The organism is Bacillus sp. G402 (genome assembly GCF_051172515.1).
Taxonomy (GTDB): Bacteria; Bacillota; Bacilli; order Bacillales; family Bacillaceae; genus Bacillus; species Bacillus altitudinis.
Genome location: NZ_JBPIZC010000001.1, coordinates 1,128,718 through 1,146,666 on the forward strand (window position 1 = coordinate 1,128,718; position 17,949 = coordinate 1,146,666).

The 17,949-nt window shown below is 39.4% G+C and carries 22 protein-coding genes; 6 read left to right on the top strand and 16 right to left on the bottom strand.

The window, feature by feature from the left end; genetic code table 11:
• Positions 1 to 9: 9 nt before the first annotated feature.
• From ACSBQP_RS05920 to fadH, 11 genes are all read right to left on the bottom strand, one after another.
• A complete protein-coding gene (locus ACSBQP_RS05920; RefSeq protein WP_008347991.1) occupies positions 10 to 903 on the bottom strand; it encodes a WD40/YVTN/BNR-like repeat-containing protein in 894 nt (297 codons plus the stop codon).
• On the bottom strand, positions 893 to 1,369 hold the full coding sequence (locus ACSBQP_RS05925) for a flavodoxin (RefSeq protein WP_017367153.1): 477 nt from the start codon (positions 1,367 to 1,369) through the stop codon (positions 893 to 895). Before ACSBQP_RS05925 ends, ACSBQP_RS05920 begins: the two co-directional genes overlap by 11 nt.
• A 199-nt stretch (positions 1,370 to 1,568) precedes the next feature.
• Complete coding sequence (locus tag ACSBQP_RS05930) at positions 1,569 to 1,976, bottom strand: DUF4275 family protein (RefSeq protein ID WP_035700583.1); 408 nt, start codon at positions 1,974 to 1,976, stop codon at positions 1,569 to 1,571.
• A gap of 103 nt (positions 1,977 to 2,079) precedes the next feature.
• Positions 2,080 to 2,961, bottom strand: a complete 882-nt coding sequence (locus ACSBQP_RS05935; protein ID WP_435028256.1) for a LysR family transcriptional regulator — start codon at positions 2,959 to 2,961, stop codon at positions 2,080 to 2,082.
• A gap of 96 nt (positions 2,962 to 3,057) precedes the next feature.
• A complete protein-coding gene (gene cbpB / locus ACSBQP_RS05940; protein ID WP_007498671.1) occupies positions 3,058 to 3,501 on the bottom strand; it encodes a cyclic-di-AMP-binding protein CbpB in 444 nt (147 codons plus the stop codon).
• Between the two features lie 146 nt (positions 3,502 to 3,647).
• The gene (gene abbA / locus ACSBQP_RS05945) at positions 3,648 to 3,839 is read right to left on the bottom strand and encodes an antirepressor AbbA (RefSeq protein WP_008347999.1); all 192 of its coding nucleotides are present in this window, start codon (positions 3,837 to 3,839) and stop codon (positions 3,648 to 3,650) included.
• A gap of 149 nt (positions 3,840 to 3,988) precedes the next feature.
• Entirely contained in the window at positions 3,989 to 4,504 is a 516-nt protein-coding gene (locus tag ACSBQP_RS05950) for a ribonuclease H-like YkuK family protein (protein ID WP_008348001.1), read from the bottom strand.
• Between the two features lie 139 nt (positions 4,505 to 4,643).
• Positions 4,644 to 4,886 (bottom strand): YkuJ family protein, encoded by a 243-nt coding sequence (locus tag ACSBQP_RS05955; RefSeq protein WP_003212254.1) that lies wholly within the window; start codon positions 4,884 to 4,886, stop codon positions 4,644 to 4,646.
• 184 nt (positions 4,887 to 5,070) lie between these two features.
• The gene (locus ACSBQP_RS05960) at positions 5,071 to 5,967 is read right to left on the bottom strand and encodes a manganese catalase family protein (protein WP_019743902.1); all 897 of its coding nucleotides are present in this window, start codon (positions 5,965 to 5,967) and stop codon (positions 5,071 to 5,073) included.
• Between the two features lie 262 nt (positions 5,968 to 6,229).
• Positions 6,230 to 7,450: an EAL domain-containing protein gene (locus ACSBQP_RS05965; RefSeq protein WP_435028257.1), complete on the bottom strand. Its 1,221-nt coding sequence runs from the start codon at positions 7,448 to 7,450 to the stop codon at positions 6,230 to 6,232.
• A 64-nt stretch (positions 7,451 to 7,514) separates the two neighbouring features.
• Positions 7,515 to 8,279 (bottom strand): 2,4-dienoyl-CoA reductase, encoded by a 765-nt coding sequence (gene fadH / locus ACSBQP_RS05970; protein ID WP_019743904.1) that lies wholly within the window; start codon positions 8,277 to 8,279, stop codon positions 7,515 to 7,517.
• A gap of 139 nt (positions 8,280 to 8,418) precedes the next feature.
• Here fadH and ACSBQP_RS05975 point away from each other — a divergent pair, with 139 nt between their 5' ends.
• The 3 genes from ACSBQP_RS05975 (at position 8,419) to ACSBQP_RS05985 (ending at position 11,281) form a co-directional block, all read left to right on the top strand.
• Entirely contained in the window at positions 8,419 to 9,276 is an 858-nt protein-coding gene (locus ACSBQP_RS05975; protein ID WP_039963342.1) for a metallophosphoesterase, read from the top strand.
• 156 nt (positions 9,277 to 9,432) lie between these two features.
• Positions 9,433 to 9,930, top strand: a complete 498-nt coding sequence (locus ACSBQP_RS05980) for a L,D-transpeptidase family protein (RefSeq protein WP_008348009.1) — start codon at positions 9,433 to 9,435, stop codon at positions 9,928 to 9,930.
• 73 nt (positions 9,931 to 10,003) lie between these two features.
• On the top strand, positions 10,004 to 11,281 hold the full coding sequence (locus ACSBQP_RS05985; protein WP_056704826.1) for an MFS transporter: 1,278 nt from the start codon (positions 10,004 to 10,006) through the stop codon (positions 11,279 to 11,281).
• A 227-nt stretch (positions 11,282 to 11,508) separates the two neighbouring features.
• On the opposite strand, the gene ACSBQP_RS05990 is transcribed toward ACSBQP_RS05985, so the two are convergent.
• Positions 11,509 to 11,685, bottom strand: a complete 177-nt coding sequence (locus ACSBQP_RS05990) for a hypothetical protein (RefSeq protein ID WP_426458012.1) — start codon at positions 11,683 to 11,685, stop codon at positions 11,509 to 11,511.
• Between the two features lie 165 nt (positions 11,686 to 11,850).
• Here ACSBQP_RS05990 and ACSBQP_RS05995 point away from each other — a divergent pair, with 165 nt between their 5' ends.
• Positions 11,851 to 12,066 carry a hypothetical protein gene (locus ACSBQP_RS05995; protein WP_008348016.1) on the top strand — a complete coding sequence of 72 codons (216 nt, stop codon included), beginning with the start codon at positions 11,851 to 11,853 and terminating at the stop codon, positions 12,064 to 12,066.
• Between the two features lie 156 nt (positions 12,067 to 12,222).
• On the opposite strand, the gene ACSBQP_RS06000 is transcribed toward ACSBQP_RS05995, so the two are convergent.
• Positions 12,223 to 13,167, bottom strand: a complete 945-nt coding sequence (locus ACSBQP_RS06000; protein WP_191218877.1) for a DMT family transporter — start codon at positions 13,165 to 13,167, stop codon at positions 12,223 to 12,225.
• 113 nt (positions 13,168 to 13,280) lie between these two features.
• Between ACSBQP_RS06000 and ACSBQP_RS06005 the strand changes: the two genes are divergently transcribed.
• Positions 13,281 to 14,177, top strand: coding sequence for an AraC family transcriptional regulator (locus ACSBQP_RS06005; protein ID WP_435028258.1), 897 nt, complete (start codon positions 13,281 to 13,283; stop codon positions 14,175 to 14,177).
• Positions 14,178 to 14,396: 219 nt separating this feature from the next.
• Positions 14,397 to 14,858 carry a YkyB family protein gene (locus ACSBQP_RS06010; RefSeq protein WP_007498684.1) on the top strand — a complete coding sequence of 154 codons (462 nt, stop codon included), beginning with the start codon at positions 14,397 to 14,399 and terminating at the stop codon, positions 14,856 to 14,858.
• Between the two features lie 88 nt (positions 14,859 to 14,946).
• On the opposite strand, the gene ACSBQP_RS06015 is transcribed toward ACSBQP_RS06010, so the two are convergent.
• The 3 genes from ACSBQP_RS06015 to ACSBQP_RS06025 all read right to left on the bottom strand — a co-directional run bounded on the left by ACSBQP_RS06015 (position 14,947) and on the right by ACSBQP_RS06025 (position 17,903).
• Positions 14,947 to 15,855, bottom strand: coding sequence for a chemotaxis protein (locus tag ACSBQP_RS06015; RefSeq protein WP_008348035.1), 909 nt, complete (start codon positions 15,853 to 15,855; stop codon positions 14,947 to 14,949).
• Between the two features lie 73 nt (positions 15,856 to 15,928).
• Positions 15,929 to 17,239 carry an MFS transporter gene (locus ACSBQP_RS06020; RefSeq protein ID WP_017359426.1) on the bottom strand — a complete coding sequence of 437 codons (1,311 nt, stop codon included), beginning with the start codon at positions 17,237 to 17,239 and terminating at the stop codon, positions 15,929 to 15,931.
• A 124-nt stretch (positions 17,240 to 17,363) separates the two neighbouring features.
• Complete coding sequence (locus ACSBQP_RS06025; RefSeq protein WP_007498690.1) at positions 17,364 to 17,903, bottom strand: RDD family protein; 540 nt, start codon at positions 17,901 to 17,903, stop codon at positions 17,364 to 17,366.
• Between the last annotated feature and the right edge of the window lie 46 nt (positions 17,904 to 17,949).

A 17,949-nucleotide genomic window follows, 5' to 3' on the forward strand; every position in this document is an offset into this window, starting at 1 on the left:
TCCTCCTTATTAATGAATCAGTGCAGGTTCCTCATAAGGCCTGACAAACTTACTTTCATATAAACCCGCACAGAAAAAATTCTCCTTTTGATTGGCGACACGAAAACCATGCCCTTTGATCGTATCAAACCACTTGAGCTCTTTTTGCTCTATATCAAGCTGATACACCTTAGAAAATCCATGCTCGTCCTGTGAGGTGGTCACGTACACAATGCCGTTATCCTCTGACACATCCAAAAATGATTCTTCTCGCGCAAAAGCTTGTGATTGAATATCATGCAGCATATTTGTATGTAAGTCTAAAATTTGAACAGATCCTCTTTTCCCTTTTTTAGAGCCCATCGCACAGACAAGGAGGTGTTCCCCGCAAAGCAACATAGAAGCAGTCATTCGGTGCTCTTCTCTGTTTAGGAGAAAAATCTGTTCACTTTGCAAGTCATACACCCATATTCCTCCATGCACCTCATGAATCTGTGTTCCAATATAAAGATAATCACCGGCTACACATAATGAGCGAATCACAGGGGGCTGATTTACATGAGCAAATGGCTTCATAATTTCCCAGGAAATTCCGAAATCGGTTGACACATAAATACTATGCTTTCCATGTGCGCATACAAACCCATCTTTGCGTCCTGTAATAGACCAAACAACTGCATTTGTCGGAAAAGATGATAGCGCCCATGTGTGGCCCTCATCTCCTGATCGTATGACAGTTCCATTTTCACCAACACCGAACAAATACGGACCAATATAACTGATAGCGTGGATTTTATGCTTAAGCTTAAAAAGCTGCTGCCATCCGCCCTCCACACTGTAATGAAAAATACCTTCTCGTTTGACAGCAACAAAGTAGCCGCCACTTTTAGACGCAGCAACAGCTGTCGCACCTTTATGAAACATGATTTTCAACTCTTTTCTCAGACAATGATGCCCACGTTAAAAAGCTCGTTGCAAACTCCTCACAGCACGCCACATCTTCATCTGTATCTGGCGCAAGTTCCATTTTCAATGTTTCAGGAAATACGGATGCACCTGTCGATTTCAGCATGTCATGAAAGGTATGAACAGCCTCGCAAAACTTCGGATAACTGTAATCGCCTGATCCAAATACCGCCGCTTTGATGTGAGAAAGTTCAAGGGATGAGACCTCTTCATAAAAATCTTCAGCTTCATAAGGTAAATCACCGTCACCCCATGTGTAAGAGCCGATCATGACATAATCGTATGAAGAAAGATCTTCTGCACTTGTGTCGTCAAATTCCATCATCTCTGTCTCTATCCCTTTTCCTTCAAGCGTTTGTTTTAAGATCGCTGCCATATCTTCCGTATTGCCAGACATACTCGCAAATGCAATTAGTGCTTTCATCTATTGGTCACCTCATCTAAATGATAATCATTTTCAATTATTATATGTACACTTTAAATGATAATGATTTTCATTGTCAAATGTTTTATGAAAAGGTGCTGTTCAAAATACACATGACGTACATCAAAAAACCGCTCATTCCAATTGGAAGGCGGCTTTAATTGATCATCACTCTATCTCTTTGTGATGTACTCTTTTTTTATTTCTGAATAAAATATGGACCGCAATCGGTTTCGTGCGTCATCACAAATGTCCAATTTTCTTCCCAATCCATGACATACAGATCGCTATAGTCCATGTGTCCGTCTGTATACGGCAATTCCTTCACTGACAGGTCAGCGGCGTTTTCAAACAGATACGCTTCTTGAGTAAATTGATAAAAAATCGTACATGTACGCTTTGATTGCTGATGAAAGGCGTTGATCGCTGCCTCTTTTTCAAGGCATTCAACTTTTCCCCAGCTACATAAGTGCCATAGGAAGCCATCCATCCCAATCTCTTTTTGTTCTTCTAAAGAAAGATGACTTGCAAAACGTCCACGCCATCTCTCGCGTAAATAAGTTCCCCACTTCGGTATATCCGTCTTCTTTTTTCGTTGATTTCTCATCATTTCTTCCAGCTTTCTGTTTTTTCAGTATGAAACAGGTAAATCTATTAGAAACCTAATCAAACCACTTATCCTAAAAAAGCACCTCCTCTTCCAGAAGTACTTACACTGCCTCACTTTCAAGCATTTCTTTTACCACACCAACAAATGCTTGAACCTGTTTTAACTGAAAAGAGGCTTCATATCCTAACAGCCACGTGTCACGTCCGATTTGCTCTCCATTTGCGTCTACGAGCGGGGTTTTGTGTACGCTTTTCTCATGATCATATAGGGTGACCGAAGGCAAAATGGCGTAGCCGATACCGTGATAGGCCATTTGTTTACATGTCTCAATCTGGTCCACAAGAATCGTCTGTTTTGGCGACAATTTAAACTTTTGATGCCACCAGTGCTGAATTTCTTGATAATAGGTGCTATCACTTTTAAATTGAATAAACGGGCGTTCTGTCTCAATTAACTCATCCACGTCCTTGATGACAGAATCGACTAAATATAAATGATCGGTCATTAAGTATTCCTTTGTGCCCTTCCAATCAGGATTCCCGCGAATGATACCAATGTGGACATGGTCTTCATACAGACTTTTAAGCATCTCACTGCTCCAGCCGGTCACAAGAGATACTTTGGCATTTGGGTATTTCTCGACATACCGCTTCAGCACCTTTGGCAGCCAGTGCTGACCAATAATGGACGCAACTGCAAGCTTGAGTGTACCGTGAATGTCTCCTTCAAGCTCGTCAATTCTCTCTCGCACTCGATCCTGCTCAGTCGTGACCTCTTTGGCGAATTGAATAATCTGTTCGCCAGCTGAAGTGACTGTCAAGCCTTTTTGTGAACGAAAAAAGATTTTGGTTCCCCACTCTTTTTCAATCGTTTGCAGCCTTTGAGATAAGGCAGGCTGAGAGACAAAGAGCCGCTCTGAAGCCTTTCTCATATTCAATTCCTCACTAAGTACAACAAGCATATGTAACTCTTGAAGCTGCATGGGCGCCCTCCTTCTCTCGATAAGTTTTTCTTATTTTATATAGTCATTATATAAATAATAGCTTATGAAGGCAAAAAAAATAAGCTGGGCTGCAGCTCATTTTTTTGCGGAATGAATGACTTCATTTAAGCGCTTTAATACAACACGCCGAGTGAAAATCCCTTCGAATACTTGCTCTTCATTTTCCACACAAACAAATCCATTATTCGTCACAGCGTGAACGCCTTTTAAAACAGGATCCGTCGTTTTCAGTCTTGGAATATCTGATAGCATGACCTCTTCTACCTTCAATTGGTCGAGCTTTTCAAATTCAATTCGTTCTAAGCCAAAGATTTTATCCATGATCATATTTGTTCCAATTAACCCATGAAGGTGATAAGAAGCATCCAGAACAGGTATGGCTGTATATCCTGTTTTTGTCAGGACCAATAGGGCGTGCTCAAGATTATTTCCAATTTGAACGTGTGCCACTTTATCTGCATCAATCATATGCTCAGCTACTGTTGACTCAAGTAATTGAGCCGGTTCTATCTCTATCATGTTTCTTCGACCCCTTTTCTCTCAATCATCAATCATACATTCCCCTTTAACATTAAGCATAAACTAAAACGAATTTTGTCGAAAGATTTTTTTCTGCATAAAAAAGATACTCAGCGTAGAGTATCTAATAGAATGTTCAATCGATATTAATTCTCAAACCTTACTCTGTCATACAATGTGATCAATTTCTTATACGTATTGTCGTCGACATTTTTTGTTCCACATTCTATATCATTGATCTCACTGCTTAGTAATTCGACAGCATATTCCTGATTCAGTAATACGTTTAATAATAGCTTTTTCTCTTCTTCATTAAAACGATTTTCGATGACGCTCATTCAACATCAGGCCCCCTGTTTCATATATGCTTTTATATTGATTAGCAGGCGTTTGAATGTCTGCTTCCTCTCTATACAGCTAGAATAAGGAACTAGAATCGAATCGTCAACCGCACGTTTCGACAACGTTTGGAGAAAAATGACGGAATTTATTTTGTGTATCGATTGGCGTAGCAAAATGCTGCGTATGAGTCGGGTTTTATTTTTGCTTCAATTCCCATGGCTGTGATCATTCCGGTCATTTCCTGGATCAGCTCTTTTGTACTTCCTTTTTTGCCAATATCTAGATGGACTTCAAAACGAAGGTCTGCCCCTTCCTCAGCAAACGGAAGAAGCAAATCCATCAGTTCTGTTAAAGGTCCCTCAAGGATGTCTGCACATACCTTTTGGCTAAACGCTGTCTCTAATGAAATTTTTTCTCTAAGACTTTGTACAGGCCGATTCAACACTTGCTGCGTGAGACAGCCCCAAGCTCCTTTGCCGATCCGGTGAAGATGAATTGCAGTCATAAATGTTGTGACATTCTGATTGACCTGAGAGTCCGTACCAATTGATAGTACATAAACAGATCTCGGGTCTTTTTGAATAAAGTCTTTCATTCTCATGACAACATCAGAAAACGCTAAATGCTCTTCAGAAAGATTAAAGAAAAAAGAATCACTCACAGAAAGGAACTCCTTTTCAATGGTCTCTTATCCGAATATTGCACTGAATGATCATCTTCCATTTGCTTATCACCTATGAAGTGTATGCTTCCGCAATCAACGAAGGAATTCTTAGAAAAAACATTTCATACGATTCAGCTTAGGATTGTAGAAGCTCAAAAATCTCAATCGAAATCATATCAATGTTGTCAAATGGGAAAGTGTTTGGCTTATCCCCTTGTTGAAAAACAGTCAATTCAAACGTTTGATTCTTTTCGAAATACTTAACACTACAGATTTTCTCACCGTTCACTTCGAAATAACGCTGTGCCGGCTCGTTTGCAGCTTCTGCTGTCTCTTGAAGACTTTGCAGCCTTGTAATGATACCCATTAATTGTGACATTCTAAAAAAAGACTCCTTTCAAAAAAACAACTCAAGATGAACCCGTATTGATTATACACAAGTCCTACAAAGCATCATACCATAAAGTGTTCTCAGATGATATTTTTCCTCTTGAATTCAAAAAAAGAAAAAGAATCTGTTTTTTTATTTTGAGTCTTTTTTCTTATCTCATGCATCTTGTTTTTTATAAACCGGCCGATCTCATCAGGCGTTTCGCAATTTCGTCAAAATCTTCTTTTGAAATACCTGGAGCAAACTCTTCCGGCAAATCTCTATAATCTGGCACGGGTGCACCTTTTGGTGTGCCCTCAATAACTGTCAGCGGCTTTCCATCAATTGGATGGTTTCCTTTCCAAATTTGATTGATATCCTTATAATCCGTGTCACTAAATGTATACAGTTTTGTATGAATATTCTGATCTTCAAACTTTCTTGCAGAGTCAAAGTATTTATTGTCGAGATTTGGAATTGGCAGCATCTTCCCAACATCTACCCCTGTCGCTACCTCAAGGGCTTTTGCATACGCCACAACATGAACGCCGCCTCTGACAAGTAAATAACCGATCATTTCTCTTGCCGTAGGGTGATCCGTCATTTCATATACGCGCATTTTATGCGTACGAGCTCCGCACTCTAGGAAGAAGTTATGAAGAAGATCCAGAATCAGATTACCACTTGAGAACACATTCTCACCTGTCCACGGCTTTGCCATGGAGTCAAACGGATAGCCTGTTTGTGCCGTTTGGATAAAATGCTGCGTATTTCGTTTATCAACAGCCGCTTTCATCGGGGTCGTATCTGGATCGCCCCCATGGGTGGTTCCCGTAATCATGAGATTGACTGCAGTTGTCACAAGCTCTACATGACCGAATTCTTCAGCTGTAATACTTGATACAAGATCATAAAATGGTTTGAGCTTTCGTTTCCCTCTAAAGTTAAACGATTGAAACATGTAGTTATTTAATGTGGACATTTCACCAAATTTTCCGCCGAGTAATTCTTGCACAGCCGCTGCACCATTTGCATCTGGGTGATCTGGCATTGGTAAATCAATCAGCAGCCGCTTGTCACGTTTGATCATGACTTTTCCCTCCTACTGTCTAACTATCATCATTTAAGGTGTATGGATGAATTGGGATGTCCTATGCATGAAGGGAATGATTGGCGCACAAAAAAAACTTGGCGGGGGTAGCGCCAAGTTTTTTGGATCTTGATCTGATAGAGGGGTTGGGGAACAGAGAGTAGCTTCTCTCTATAACTAAATGATAATGATTATCAGTTTCATTGTCAACCATTTTTTCTATCTTTTTTCTAATAAAAAAAAACAGCCATGACGGCTGCTTTTAAATTAATCCTTCCTGATCATATAGATAAGCATACGGAAGATCTACAAACAAATACACGTCTCCCTCTAACGGATAAGAAAACGTACGTATTCGTTCTCCAGTTTCTAAATCACTGTAAATATCGCTGAAAAATCCTTTTCCGCTAATTCTCATTTGAAGAATATTCGCTAGAAAATAAGGGCGCCAGCTCCAGTTTTTCTCTATATACTCTGGCTGAAACAGCCATTCTTTCTCTTTCTTAAACACATTCCCAGTGATTTGAAACCCTTCTTCATTACACATATAAATGCGAAAGCTGCAATCAGTTAGTTCAAGTGCCAGTTTTTGTATAAGTTCATCATTTGTGCTGCATGATTTTTTTAACGTACTGACGGCTTGATGAATTCGCTTATAAAAGGTTTCAGAATGTTCATAGACAGCTTGGAGTTTCTTTTTCTCATGGGCAATGAATTGCTGAAATTCTTCTTTAAGCTGTTCTTTTCGTTTGTTCCGGTCAATTAATTCTGCCGCAGGCTCGTGAAGGTAGAAGCCTTGAAAATATCTTCCGCCATTTCTCCATGCATATTGCAGCTGAAAATTCGCTTCAATGTCTTCATAGATTAAAGCCGCTCCTATTTTTCTTGCAAGAAGTGAAATGCTGTATAACACATATTCATAGGAAGGAGATGGAGACGAAGCTCTTAAAGCCTGTAGATCTATTTTTAATAGATCAGGTGAAAGCAGAGCAATCCGGTCAAGATTGCTGCTTTCTTTTCCTATATTAGATACGGCGATTTTGATCCCATATGTACGATAATACGTTAACGTATGGTAAAGCTGTTCAATGTCGCCGCTAAACGTATGTTCAGTAATTTCAATGACAAACCGGCTAAGCTGAATACCCCTTGCTTCATATTCTTTTAAAAGTTCTAAAAAACTTTCGCCATGATCAAGCATGAGGACGTTCGCATCATGATTAATAAAGATGAGCAAATCTTCATCTGCGGTTGTGAAGAGATCAAGCGCTTGACTTAATACTTTGTGATCTACTTCCAATTTATATTCGTCAGGAATAGATGAATCCGTAAAGAAGGAGCCTAGACTAACTGTTCCCGACTCAAGCTTCATTCTTCCAAGAATCTCATAGCCTATCACTTTTTGTTCCTCCGCACTGAAGATCGCTTGATAGTGCGGGAAAACATCTTCAATATTCGTTAAAATATCCAATGGATCGACCATTTTCATCACCTGCTTCTCTCTTTGTGTGATTATACCATATCAAAAGCAGGTCTTACACGGTCATTCAAAATGGTGATTGGTTGAGCCATTGTCCCCCATCCATCGTGATACAATCTCCATTAATATAAGATGCATGCTCAGATAATAAGAAACTCGCAAGTTCTGCAATTTCTTCTGGTGTGCCAAGTCTACCGAGCGGAACACTATCTAATGTTCTTTGGGCAGCCTCTTCAGATTCCCACAGTTTATCAGCACCACCTGTTCTTTCAATGGGCCCCGGCGCAATGGCATTTACGCGAATGCGATATTGCTTTCCCCATTCGACTGCAAGCGTTCGGGTAAGTGATAGCACGCCTGCTTTTGCGGCTGCTGAATGCGCTACACCAACACCAGCCCCCCATGCATATGTGGCGACCATGTTGATCATACTTCCGCTTTTCTTTTGACGAATCCAATAGTTGCCCACTGCATGGCTGCAAAAAAAGGTGCCATTTAGCACAATATCAATGACCGCTTTCCAGCCGTTAGGAGACAGTTTTTCTGCTGGAACTAAAAAGTTGCCTGCTGCGTTATTGATGAGTGCATCCACATCACCAAATGTATCTACTGCAAACTTCACCATTTGATCAGCATCTTCTGGATGTCGCACGTCCATTTGAAAATAAGCGATCGAACCACCTTGCTGTTTGATTTCATTTGCCGTTGTTTCAAGGGTCTCTTCTGTTCTTCCAGTAATCACAACATTCCAGCCCCCGAGTGCCAAATGAGTCGCCATCGCCTTCCCCATTCCGCTTGATCCCCCTGTGACAATCACTGTTTGCTTCGTCATTTGTTCTCCCCCTTTGTGTGTTTTGAATGACTATTCATTCATTATCCATCTATCATATCATGATTTCCCCTCCATACACCATATGGGAGATTCATCAAAAATCATGCTATACTTAATTTTATTTTTAAAGGAGTCTTATATGAAGCAACTTTCCCGTAGGCAATTTTTAAAAGGAGCAGCTGGTGCGAGTATTCTCGGACTTTTGGCGACCACATCCGGTTATGGCTATGCTCGGTACATTGAGCCGCGCATGATCGACACCGTATCACTCACCATTCATGATGCTCAGCTACCGGCCTCTTTTGACCAGTTTAAAATTGCGCAATTTAGTGATGTTCATTTAAGTGATACATTTTCGGCAAAAGATTTAGAGACTGTTGTCCAAAAGATCAACGCTGCATCTCCCGATCTCATTGTGTTTACAGGTGATCTTGTTGATTTTGAATCATCGATTGAAGAACATGAAAAAGCCAAAGCCTCTTTGTCTAAGCTTGATGCTCCGTTTGGAAAGTTTGCCATATGCGGAAATCATGACTACGGACCATTTGGCATTGATCTATATGAGGAAACGATGAAAGCTTGCGGTTTTACATTATGTAAAAATGAAGTGTTTCACTTAGAAAAAGAAGGCGGACGCATACAGATCGCTACACTGGATGATCTCATGATGAGTATGCCTGATTACCATTTCATCAAACGAGAAGTCTCTTCTGATCTCTTTACGTTATTGCTTGTGCATGAGCCTGATGCGGCACTAGAGCTTGAAACAACACCTATTAACTTACAGCTTTCTGGGCATACGCATGGTGGTCAAATACAGCTTCCTTTCTATGGACCGATTCTCACGGCACCTTTTGGGCGTACATATGTCGAAGGCTTATACGGTAGCTATCAGCACCGTATCTATGTCAACCGCGGGCTTGGGACAACTAGACTGCCGCTTCGGTTTTTAGCCAAACCTGAAATCACTTTTTTCACCTTAACATCTCACGTGTAAAGAGAAGCCAAATCACCTTTTCCTGCATATGTATAAACAAAGATCATCCTCATGACAAATGTTAGGAGAAACCTTACTGGGCCTGATCCCGTCCATATAGTATATGTGAGGCGGGGATCATGGCTTCTTTTATTTGAGTAAAAGGAGTGTGCTTTCGTGCTGCGATACACGGTAAAAAGTGGAGAAACACTTGCTTCAATAGCACTTGATTTTCGAACAACGACAGATGCTTTAAAGGCTGCAAATCCGTCACTTCAAGCCCGCGAACCAGAACAAAATGAAGTCATCATCATCCCTGGGTTACCGGATCCTAACACGATCCCTTACCGCATATCTGTGTCAATTTCAGCGAAACGTCTCGTGCTGTTTTCTGGATCACAGCTCTTGCGCTCATACCCGATTGCAACCGGCAGAATATTAAACATGACACCGACAGGTTCTTATTATATTGTCAACAGACAGCCAAACCCAGGAGGTCCCTTTGGCGCCTATTGGCTGAGCCTTTCAAAAGTTCATTATGGCATCCATGGAACGAATAACCCGTCTTCAATTGGTAAAGCTGTGTCTAGAGGGTGCATTCGCATGTATAATCAGAATGTCATCGAACTTGCTTCAATTGTTCCAAATGGAACACCTGTGACCATTAGCCAGTAGGAGAAATCAATTGTACGAATGGTTAAAATTTTATATGATAGAAAGTGGGATCTTCAGGTTAAGGAGCGTATTTATGGATATTTTTAAAAACAGAAATTTTGTTCGTCTCTTTTTTGCAGCACTTGCCTCGCAAATGGGGACAACAGTAGGCAATATGGCGTTTGCCTTTTATTTGCTCGATCATTTTAGTCATCAGCCCGCTTACGCCACTTTAGCAGAGTTAATGTATTCACTGCCTACAATCTTTGTCTTTTTTATGGTCGGTGTGGTCGCAGACCGTTTTGATCGTAAAAAAGTCGCAGAGAATTGTGATTGGATACGAGCTGGGCTGACAATCGTTTTATTTATCGTCATTTATTTTAATTCACTGCCGCTTATTTTCTTGATCTTGTTTATACGAAGTGCCATTACGAAGTTCTTCTATCCAGCTGAAGCCTCTCTCGTTCAGGCCATTTTAAATAAAGATCAATATGCAAAAGCGGCTGGTTTAAATCAAATGCTGTTTAGTTTATTTATGGTATTTGGTGTTGGAATTGGTGCCATTATGTATAAAACGATTGGACTTCACGGTGCCATTACCATTGATTTGGTCAGTTTTATTATTTCCGGTATTCTCATTCGATCATGCAATATTCCAATTGAAGCACGACAGCCAAATGGACAAGCAGGCTGGAAGGGCATGACCGTTAAAACGTCTCTAAAAGATTTTAAAGAAGGCATTCTCTATATTTTAAAAAATAAATTATTGGCTTCTTTAATTTTCGGCTTTTTTGTTTTCGGTCTTGTGAATGGCGCATTTGCCGTTCTTCCGATGTTTACAATGAAATACGGTCTTTCACCGGACCATTTTGAACTGCATACATCCTTTTTTACGATCGCGATCGGTGCCGGACTTCTAGTTGGAAGCTTACTTGGCTCTATTCTTGCGAAAAAGGTAAAAATGCAATATCTCATGTCGATTCCAATTCTAGTTGCAGGTATTTTAATTTTTGTCCTTGGTTCTACCCATACATTATGGTTATTTTATGTCACATCATTTGTCATTGGTACATGTATTGGTCCAGTCAACATTGTCATTGGAGGCTGGCTCCCAAGAATTGTTCACCCTCGTCTGATGGGACGCGTATCAGGGTGGGTTGATCCGCTCACCATGTTTGCACAATCAATGACGCTAGGTTTAATTGCCGTGTTATTTCCAAAGCTCATCACCAATGTTTCTTACATTTATTACGGAATGGGTATTGTTATTTTACTCGTCTTCCTTTTTTACTTCATTACACTGCCAAAGTTCAGCAGAGAAGCTGCCGACTTAGATGTGCAGCGTGAATTAAAAGGGCAAGGAGTACAATAGATGAAGCAAAAAGGGCTAAAATATACATTATTTTAGCCCTTTTTCTTCTTTTCAGCGTGATAGAAAACCTTTGCAGTCTAGGAAGGGCGAGTAATGGAGCGGAGCGAATTTCACATTCGTGAGCACCAGCACGCAGGACTGACAAAGATTGCGAGGGTTTGTCTACACGCTGAAAGGACTTTCTTCTATAGAAAGTCCTTTTTTCATGGGTGTAACATAAACGACGATTATTTTTTCTGCTCATGGAAATGATTCGAAGCAAAATGAACGATTCTATCGACTGTATAAATGCTAATAAATAAGATGAGAAAAAGAAGAAAAGGATGAATCGACCGATCATCTATCACGTACACAATGCCTCCAACGACAAAAGCGACCAATAAAGGAGTTAAAATATCTTTCAATCTAAACCGTCCTTTCTGTCCTCATTGACTTTGATCTTCTTATCTTACAACCAATTTTCCTTTTTATGAAATAAAAGGAATGTTTATAAATGCAACATTTTTAATAAAAATTCTTTACAATATTGGAAGTTTTATAGTAATATAGTCAGGTTGGAGGTGAGGGGTATGCTAAAAAGCTATTATTTTATTCATACAAAAAATGATCAAGGACAATACGTTGTACATACAGAAGACTGCGCATTTTTAGGTGATGCAGCAAGTCGTACATTGATTGGTCTACACATGAACAGTGAAAGCGCCATGGATGAAGCCAAAAAAATGACGAGTGAAACTGATTTTAACGGCTGTTTTTACTGTGCTTATTCTAGCCATACGAAATAGTCCATGATCTTAAGCCATATGTTCGACCATGATTGTCTTGCATATGGTAGATTTTATCCGGCAATCCCGTTCTCATATAAGTCATTAACTACCCATTTATTTTAAAATAGGTAGTTATCTATGTTTAATAGTTCACTTTATATACATTTCACATATTTAATTTACCTTATCATCTATCAATGAACCCAATTTCTTCTTTTCCCCTCTTATTTTAGGCTGGTATAATGCCATGAATAATATCATGTATACAATACACGCTGTCCCTATCCACTGGAAAAGACCAAATGGCTCTTTTAACCAGAAAACAGTGGTTATCACTGCTGCAAGGGGTTCGACACTTCCAATTAAGCTTGAGTCTTTCGGAGATAAATACTTCAAACTTTCGATGTAAAACCAAAAAGCGACCATCGTTCCAAATACAATGACAAATAATAAATAAATATACGCTTCAAAAGGTAATTGAGACAGATTCACCTTCCATGGAGGATGGATCAAGCTAAGGGCAGCTCCCCCTATAAGCATCGCCCAGCCAACAACAACAAGTGAATCGAATTGTTTTAACAGCTTGATTGGATATAACGTATAAAAGGACAATGCCACGGCTGATAGTATTCCCCAAAATACCGCGACAGCTGGAACAGTTAATGTGGAAACGGAACCATTCGTCAATAAGAGAAACATGCCAACCAAAGCCAATACGACCGTCAACATATCTCTTTTTGTAAAAGTGGATTGCCGGCGAAATACTAGATACACGATAATCATGACAGGTGCTGTATACTGTAGCAATGTAGCCACCGCAGCATTCCCATGATGAATGGACACCATATAAGTATATTGAACAGCTAACATGCCCATTAGTCCAAATATCAGCACTTGAATGGCCGTACTCTTCATTTTCAACACGCCAATCAATTGCGTGCGTTCTTTCGTCATGTAATGAACAAATAAAAGTAACCCGCCTGAAATGAGTAGCCTGACAGTGACCAGCCAATTGACGTCAATTCCATATTGCTGAAACAATTTTTGTGAAACGGTTCCTCCTACTCCCCAACAGATAGCTCCTATCAGTACAAGAAAAATTCCCTTTCTCCTCTTCATTTTTATTCTCCTCAATTCTAAAAAAATCATGATAATATAGTTGATAGTAGTTCAATTTTTTACATATTGATATATCAATTGAACATAAAAATAAAAGAATATTGAGGAGAACCATGCACAATCATCATTTTCTTATTGACAACAATCTGAAAGAATTAACGGAGCATTCAACCACCACATGGCCTATTGCTCTATATCATACAAAGATTCGTGATCATATGAGCGGATATATCCCTCTTCATTGGCACGACGAATTTCAATTCGTCTTTATTTTGGAGGGAGAGGCTGAGTTTCACATTAACGAGAAGATATTGAACATTCAGCAAGGAGATGGTGTATTCATCAACAGTGGCTGCTTACACATGGCAAAGGATGCAAATGGGACGACATGTACTTATATTTGTTTAAACGTTTCACCTCACTTCATCACAGCCAATGAGTTATTCACCACGTTCGTTCATCCATATATGCATGCGAGTCAAACACCTTTTATTTTATTCAACCGAAAAGACGGATGGCCAAACCAAATCTATCAATGTATACAAATCATTCAACGATTAATCGAACAAACTCCGGCATATTTTGAACTCGAACTTAATATACAGCTCATCACGATTTGGAAATGCCTTTTACAAAATCGTTTTCAACTGACATATGATGCACGTAAGCACGATAGAAATGAACATATGAAACATATGCTGAATTGGATTCATGAACATTATCATGAAAAGGTTCTTCTTCAAGATATCGCTCGTGAAGGACAATTAAGCCGCTCTGAATGCTGTAGATATTTCAATTATATTTTAAAGAAATCTCCTATACATTATGTGAATGAATATCGAATTCAACAAAGCCTCATTTTGCTTCAAAAGACGGACTTAAACATAACAGAAATCGCCTACCAAGTTGGCTTCAGCAGCACTAGCTATTTTATTAGTATTTTTAAAAGAATAAAAAATACAACACCTTTATCATATAGAAAATCAAAGGCATCGCTTACATCCAACTGAAACGCCTAGTTGGAAAGGATACCGGATAAATGATGATGCTCTTGCTAAGAATGATTCATTCATTGTTCTTCTTCACGTTTCAGAATCATCATGAATGGCTATTGTAAATAAGAGTGATGAAAATCTAATGCTTTTTACAATAAGTCTATTTGCAATTTACTAATAAAAACGTATAATTTATACTAAGCACAAGAAGACGAAAGACAAAGGAGAGAAAAAATGGACGATTATGCTCATACTAAAGACATAGAACCTACAGCAGAAAACATCGCAAAAGCCATTTATACTGTTAACCGCCATGCTAAAACCGCACCAAATCCCAAGTTTCTTTATCTTTTGAAAAAACGTGCGCTGCAAAAACTATTGCAAGAAGGTAAAGGAAGAAAAGTGGGCCTACATTTCTCTAACAATCCCAGATATAGTCAACAACAGTCCGACGTGCTGATTGAAATTGGAGATTATTATTTTCATCTGCCACCAACTAAAGAAGACTTCGAATTTTTGCCACACTTAGGAAATTTAAATCAATCATATCGCAATCCGAAAGCGAATATGTCATTAAATCGAGCGAAACAAATACTTCAAACGTATGTCGGTTTAAAAGAAAAACCTGCCGCCACAAAACAAAAATCACATTATACAAAACCCGTCTTCAAACGGCTCGGGGAAAGTTATTTTTAAACAGAAAAACCACTCAAAGCGAGTGGTTTTTCATATTATGAACAAAGGGCTAAAATGTTGTTTATTTTAGCTCTTTGTCTTCTTTTCTTTAGATAATAAAATGATCTACTTTTTCAATCAACTGATGAATTTCTGGTTTACTAATTTGATCATCTGCACCGATGGTTTCCCCTTTATGACGCAGATCGTCCGTAATTAATGAAGAGAAAATGAGAATTGGAATGGACTGTGTTAAAGGATTGTCCTTCAGCAGCTTTGTTAATCGATGTCCATCCATTTTTGGCATTTCTATATCTGTAATAATCATATCAATTTCTTCTGTCACACTGATGCCTTTACTGACAAGATCCATGACATGGTCATATGCTTGTTTTCCATCTTCAAAGGTCACAATGTTTTTATAGCCTGCCTCGGTTAATTCATTTGTTAATAAGCGCATGAGAAGCGGAGAATCTTCAACAACATACAGCTTCTTCCCTGTTCTTCGCTCGTCTTTCTCACCGTCAAACATATGATATGTGTCTACACCAGATGCGGATTCAATATCATAGATGATTTTTTCGTAATCTGGAAGGAAAATCATTTTCTCGTCAAGCTTGATGATCCCTGTTAAATGACGATCCATTCCTTGATTGAGTGCAGTTGGTTTTTCAATCTCTTCCCAGCTGACGCGGTGAATTTGTGATACCGTTCCTGTATGGAACACAAATTTCCGTTGGTTGAATTCAGTCACAATGTATTTCTCTTGTTCTGACTGATCTGACTCGACATTAAAAAAGGAAAATAGATTGATGACTGGTAAAATCTCGCCTCGTAAACTAATCATTCCTTCTACATCTTGGTGAGAGTGCGGTACAACTGTCACCTCAACTGGCTGAATAATTTCTCTTACTTTCATGACGTTAATGCCGAATTGATTTGAACCAATTTCAAACTTCACAATTTCCAATTCATTAGTACCAGAGTCAAGTAAAATTTCTTGTTTGTTTAAAGCCACGGAAATCCCTCTATTCTTCAATATAAGATTGTACTTTTTATATCGGCAGCATGGGTAAAAAGTTGACGTTTCTTTACGCTTTCTCTCGCACGAATTGATGAATCACAAGTCCTATGGCTGCAAGGATGAGCAAAGACCCTAATGCAAGACGGCTTGCGAGATTCCCATGTGCTGCAAATAGCAGTGTGACGGAGCCATAAATGATGGGACCGACGATTGAAGACACCTTTCCCGAAAACGCAAAGAGCCCAAAAAATTGTCCTCGTTTTTCTTTAGGCGTCAGCTCAATAATGAGGATTCGTGATGATCCCCAGCTCGCGCCAAGTGAAATGCCGAATAAACTGCCTGCTACCCAGAAGACCCATTCCGTTGTCGCTGTCACAGCTAGAATGAGCGCCACAATTAAAATGACATACACGACTGTAATCGAGCGCTTTGCCCCGATGGCCTTTGTGACATATCCGAATAGAAACGAGCCAATGATACTTGAAATCGTGGACACAAGATACAGCAAAATAAATTGACCTGCGGTAAAACCAATGATAATTTTTGCATAAACAGCCATCATCGCAATCGCTGTCTGCAACGCATCATTCATAAAAAAGAAAGCGATCATAAAAATAAAGGCCGGTTTGTACTGCTTCATCTCTTTAAATGTACGAATAATCTCTTTATACCCGCTGAAAAAAGACGACTTTTTCTCTTGCTGCGGGAGAGGTTGAGGATCTTTTATAATAAAGAGAAAGGGCAGAAAAAAGAGAAAGAATAAAAGGGCTGTCGGAATGAATGCTTCATGAAACTGGTCATTTCCTACAAGTAAATAAACAGAAAGGCCGACAAGTGTACCTAAATAGCCGACAGCAATACCGAATCCAGAAATGAGGGGGATTTCATCCTTTGTCCCAAGATCGGGCAAAATGGTGTCATAAAAAACAAGACTAGAGTGATAGAAAAATTTGGCGATGACGAACAAGGTAACCACCACCAATAAGGAGACAGGAAGACCAAACCATTCGCTTGAGAAATCAATCCCAGCAAAGATCCCCATCATAAAGGTACAGGCAATACAAATCAGGGTAAACACCGTGATATACCGCTTCTTTTTCCCTGTACGATCAATCAGCACACCATATAAAGGCGTAAAAATGACGAGGAAAAAGCTTGCAAGTGCGTTCGCATAAGAAATAAATGTACTGGCGATTTGATCCATCCTCGCACTGTCGCCTATCGTCTCCTGCAAGTAAAATGGGAAGAAAATGGTGATCATATTCGATGAAAATATCGTATTTGCAAAATCATACAATGCCCAGGCCAAAACAGGTGCTGTGAAAAAGAGCCCGAAGCTTGCCCCTTTTTTCTGAACGGTCATTTTCCCTCTTTTCAATAGATTGACTCCCTTCTCTGCTTTATTTTCACTATCATTCTACTTTATGTGACGTTTCCCTCTTCCATACAAGCAATCTATACAAAAAGCACCCCGTACTATTTAGCAGAGGTGCTTCTTTTCATTATTTCTTTACGACAATGGTACTTGCAATCAAGTCGTGAAGTGCTTGTTTTTTTTCTGTGAAAAACGCAATGATGTAGCCAATGAATAAGATTGGAGACAAAAAGCCTTTTGCAAAAAAGCGGCCTGTCGCGCGCCCGAATGTTATTTTTCCACCCGTTACTTTTGTCACTTTGATGCCAAGAGCCATCTTGCCAAGAGTTCCTTGCAACTTTGATGATTCCATGATCGCATAATAAAGCCAAGTCACCGCGATACCGATTAAGGTCGTTACGCCATAGAAAAAGAGAAGGCCCACAATGACTGCCCATTCTTCATCCGTGATCACCGTTGAAGAATAGTAATAGCTATCATCATACATTAAAAATGCCGCCTCAGGGCTTGAGACAAAAAAGAGTGTTGCGAGAATAAATACAATGATTGAAAATGGTACACTAATAATGACACCGTCTAAAAGATGAGCAAGAAAACGATAACCTACTCCAGCTAGTTCAGGATGTTTTTCTTCTTGAATAGGTGCTTCTGACATGTTTGTTTCCATCCTATTTCTCCTTTATTATGTATGTTTTCTATAAATTTCTTATAAT

Coding starts and splice junctions, on each gene's coding strand:
- ACSBQP_RS06005 (WP_435028258.1), top strand. CDS start 13,281: ATGCACAATCATCATTTTCTTATTGACAACAATCTGAAAGAATTAACG.
- ACSBQP_RS05985 (WP_056704826.1), top strand. CDS start 10,004: ATGGATATTTTTAAAAACAGAAATTTTGTTCGTCTCTTTTTTGCAGCA.
- abbA (WP_008347999.1), bottom strand. CDS start 3,839: ATGAGCGTCATCGAAAATCGTTTTAATGAAGAAGAGAAAAAGCTATTA.
- ACSBQP_RS05925 (WP_017367153.1), bottom strand. CDS start 1,369: ATGAAAGCACTAATTGCATTTGCGAGTATGTCTGGCAATACGGAAGAT.
- cbpB (WP_007498671.1), bottom strand. CDS start 3,501: ATGATAGAGATAGAACCGGCTCAATTACTTGAGTCAACAGTAGCTGAG.
- fadH (WP_019743904.1), bottom strand. CDS start 8,279: ATGACGAAGCAAACAGTGATTGTCACAGGGGGATCAAGCGGAATGGGG.
- ACSBQP_RS05960 (WP_019743902.1), bottom strand. CDS start 5,967: ATGATCAAACGTGACAAGCGGCTGCTGATTGATTTACCAATGCCAGAT.
- ACSBQP_RS05935 (WP_435028256.1), bottom strand. CDS start 2,961: ATGCAGCTTCAAGAGTTACATATGCTTGTTGTACTTAGTGAGGAATTG.
- ACSBQP_RS06010 (WP_007498684.1), top strand. CDS start 14,397: ATGGACGATTATGCTCATACTAAAGACATAGAACCTACAGCAGAAAAC.
- ACSBQP_RS05965 (WP_435028257.1), bottom strand. CDS start 7,450: ATGGTCGATCCATTGGATATTTTAACGAATATTGAAGATGTTTTCCCG.
- ACSBQP_RS05920 (WP_008347991.1), bottom strand. CDS start 903: ATGTTTCATAAAGGTGCGACAGCTGTTGCTGCGTCTAAAAGTGGCGGC.
- ACSBQP_RS05975 (WP_039963342.1), top strand. CDS start 8,419: ATGAAGCAACTTTCCCGTAGGCAATTTTTAAAAGGAGCAGCTGGTGCG.
- ACSBQP_RS06000 (WP_191218877.1), bottom strand. CDS start 13,167: ATGAAGAGGAGAAAGGGAATTTTTCTTGTACTGATAGGAGCTATCTGT.
- ACSBQP_RS06025 (WP_007498690.1), bottom strand. CDS start 17,903: ATGGAAACAAACATGTCAGAAGCACCTATTCAAGAAGAAAAACATCCT.
- ACSBQP_RS05995 (WP_008348016.1), top strand. CDS start 11,851: ATGCTAAAAAGCTATTATTTTATTCATACAAAAAATGATCAAGGACAA.
- ACSBQP_RS05930 (WP_035700583.1), bottom strand. CDS start 1,976: ATGAGAAATCAACGAAAAAAGAAGACGGATATACCGAAGTGGGGAACT.
- ACSBQP_RS05955 (WP_003212254.1), bottom strand. CDS start 4,886: ATGTCACAATTAATGGGTATCATTACAAGGCTGCAAAGTCTTCAAGAG.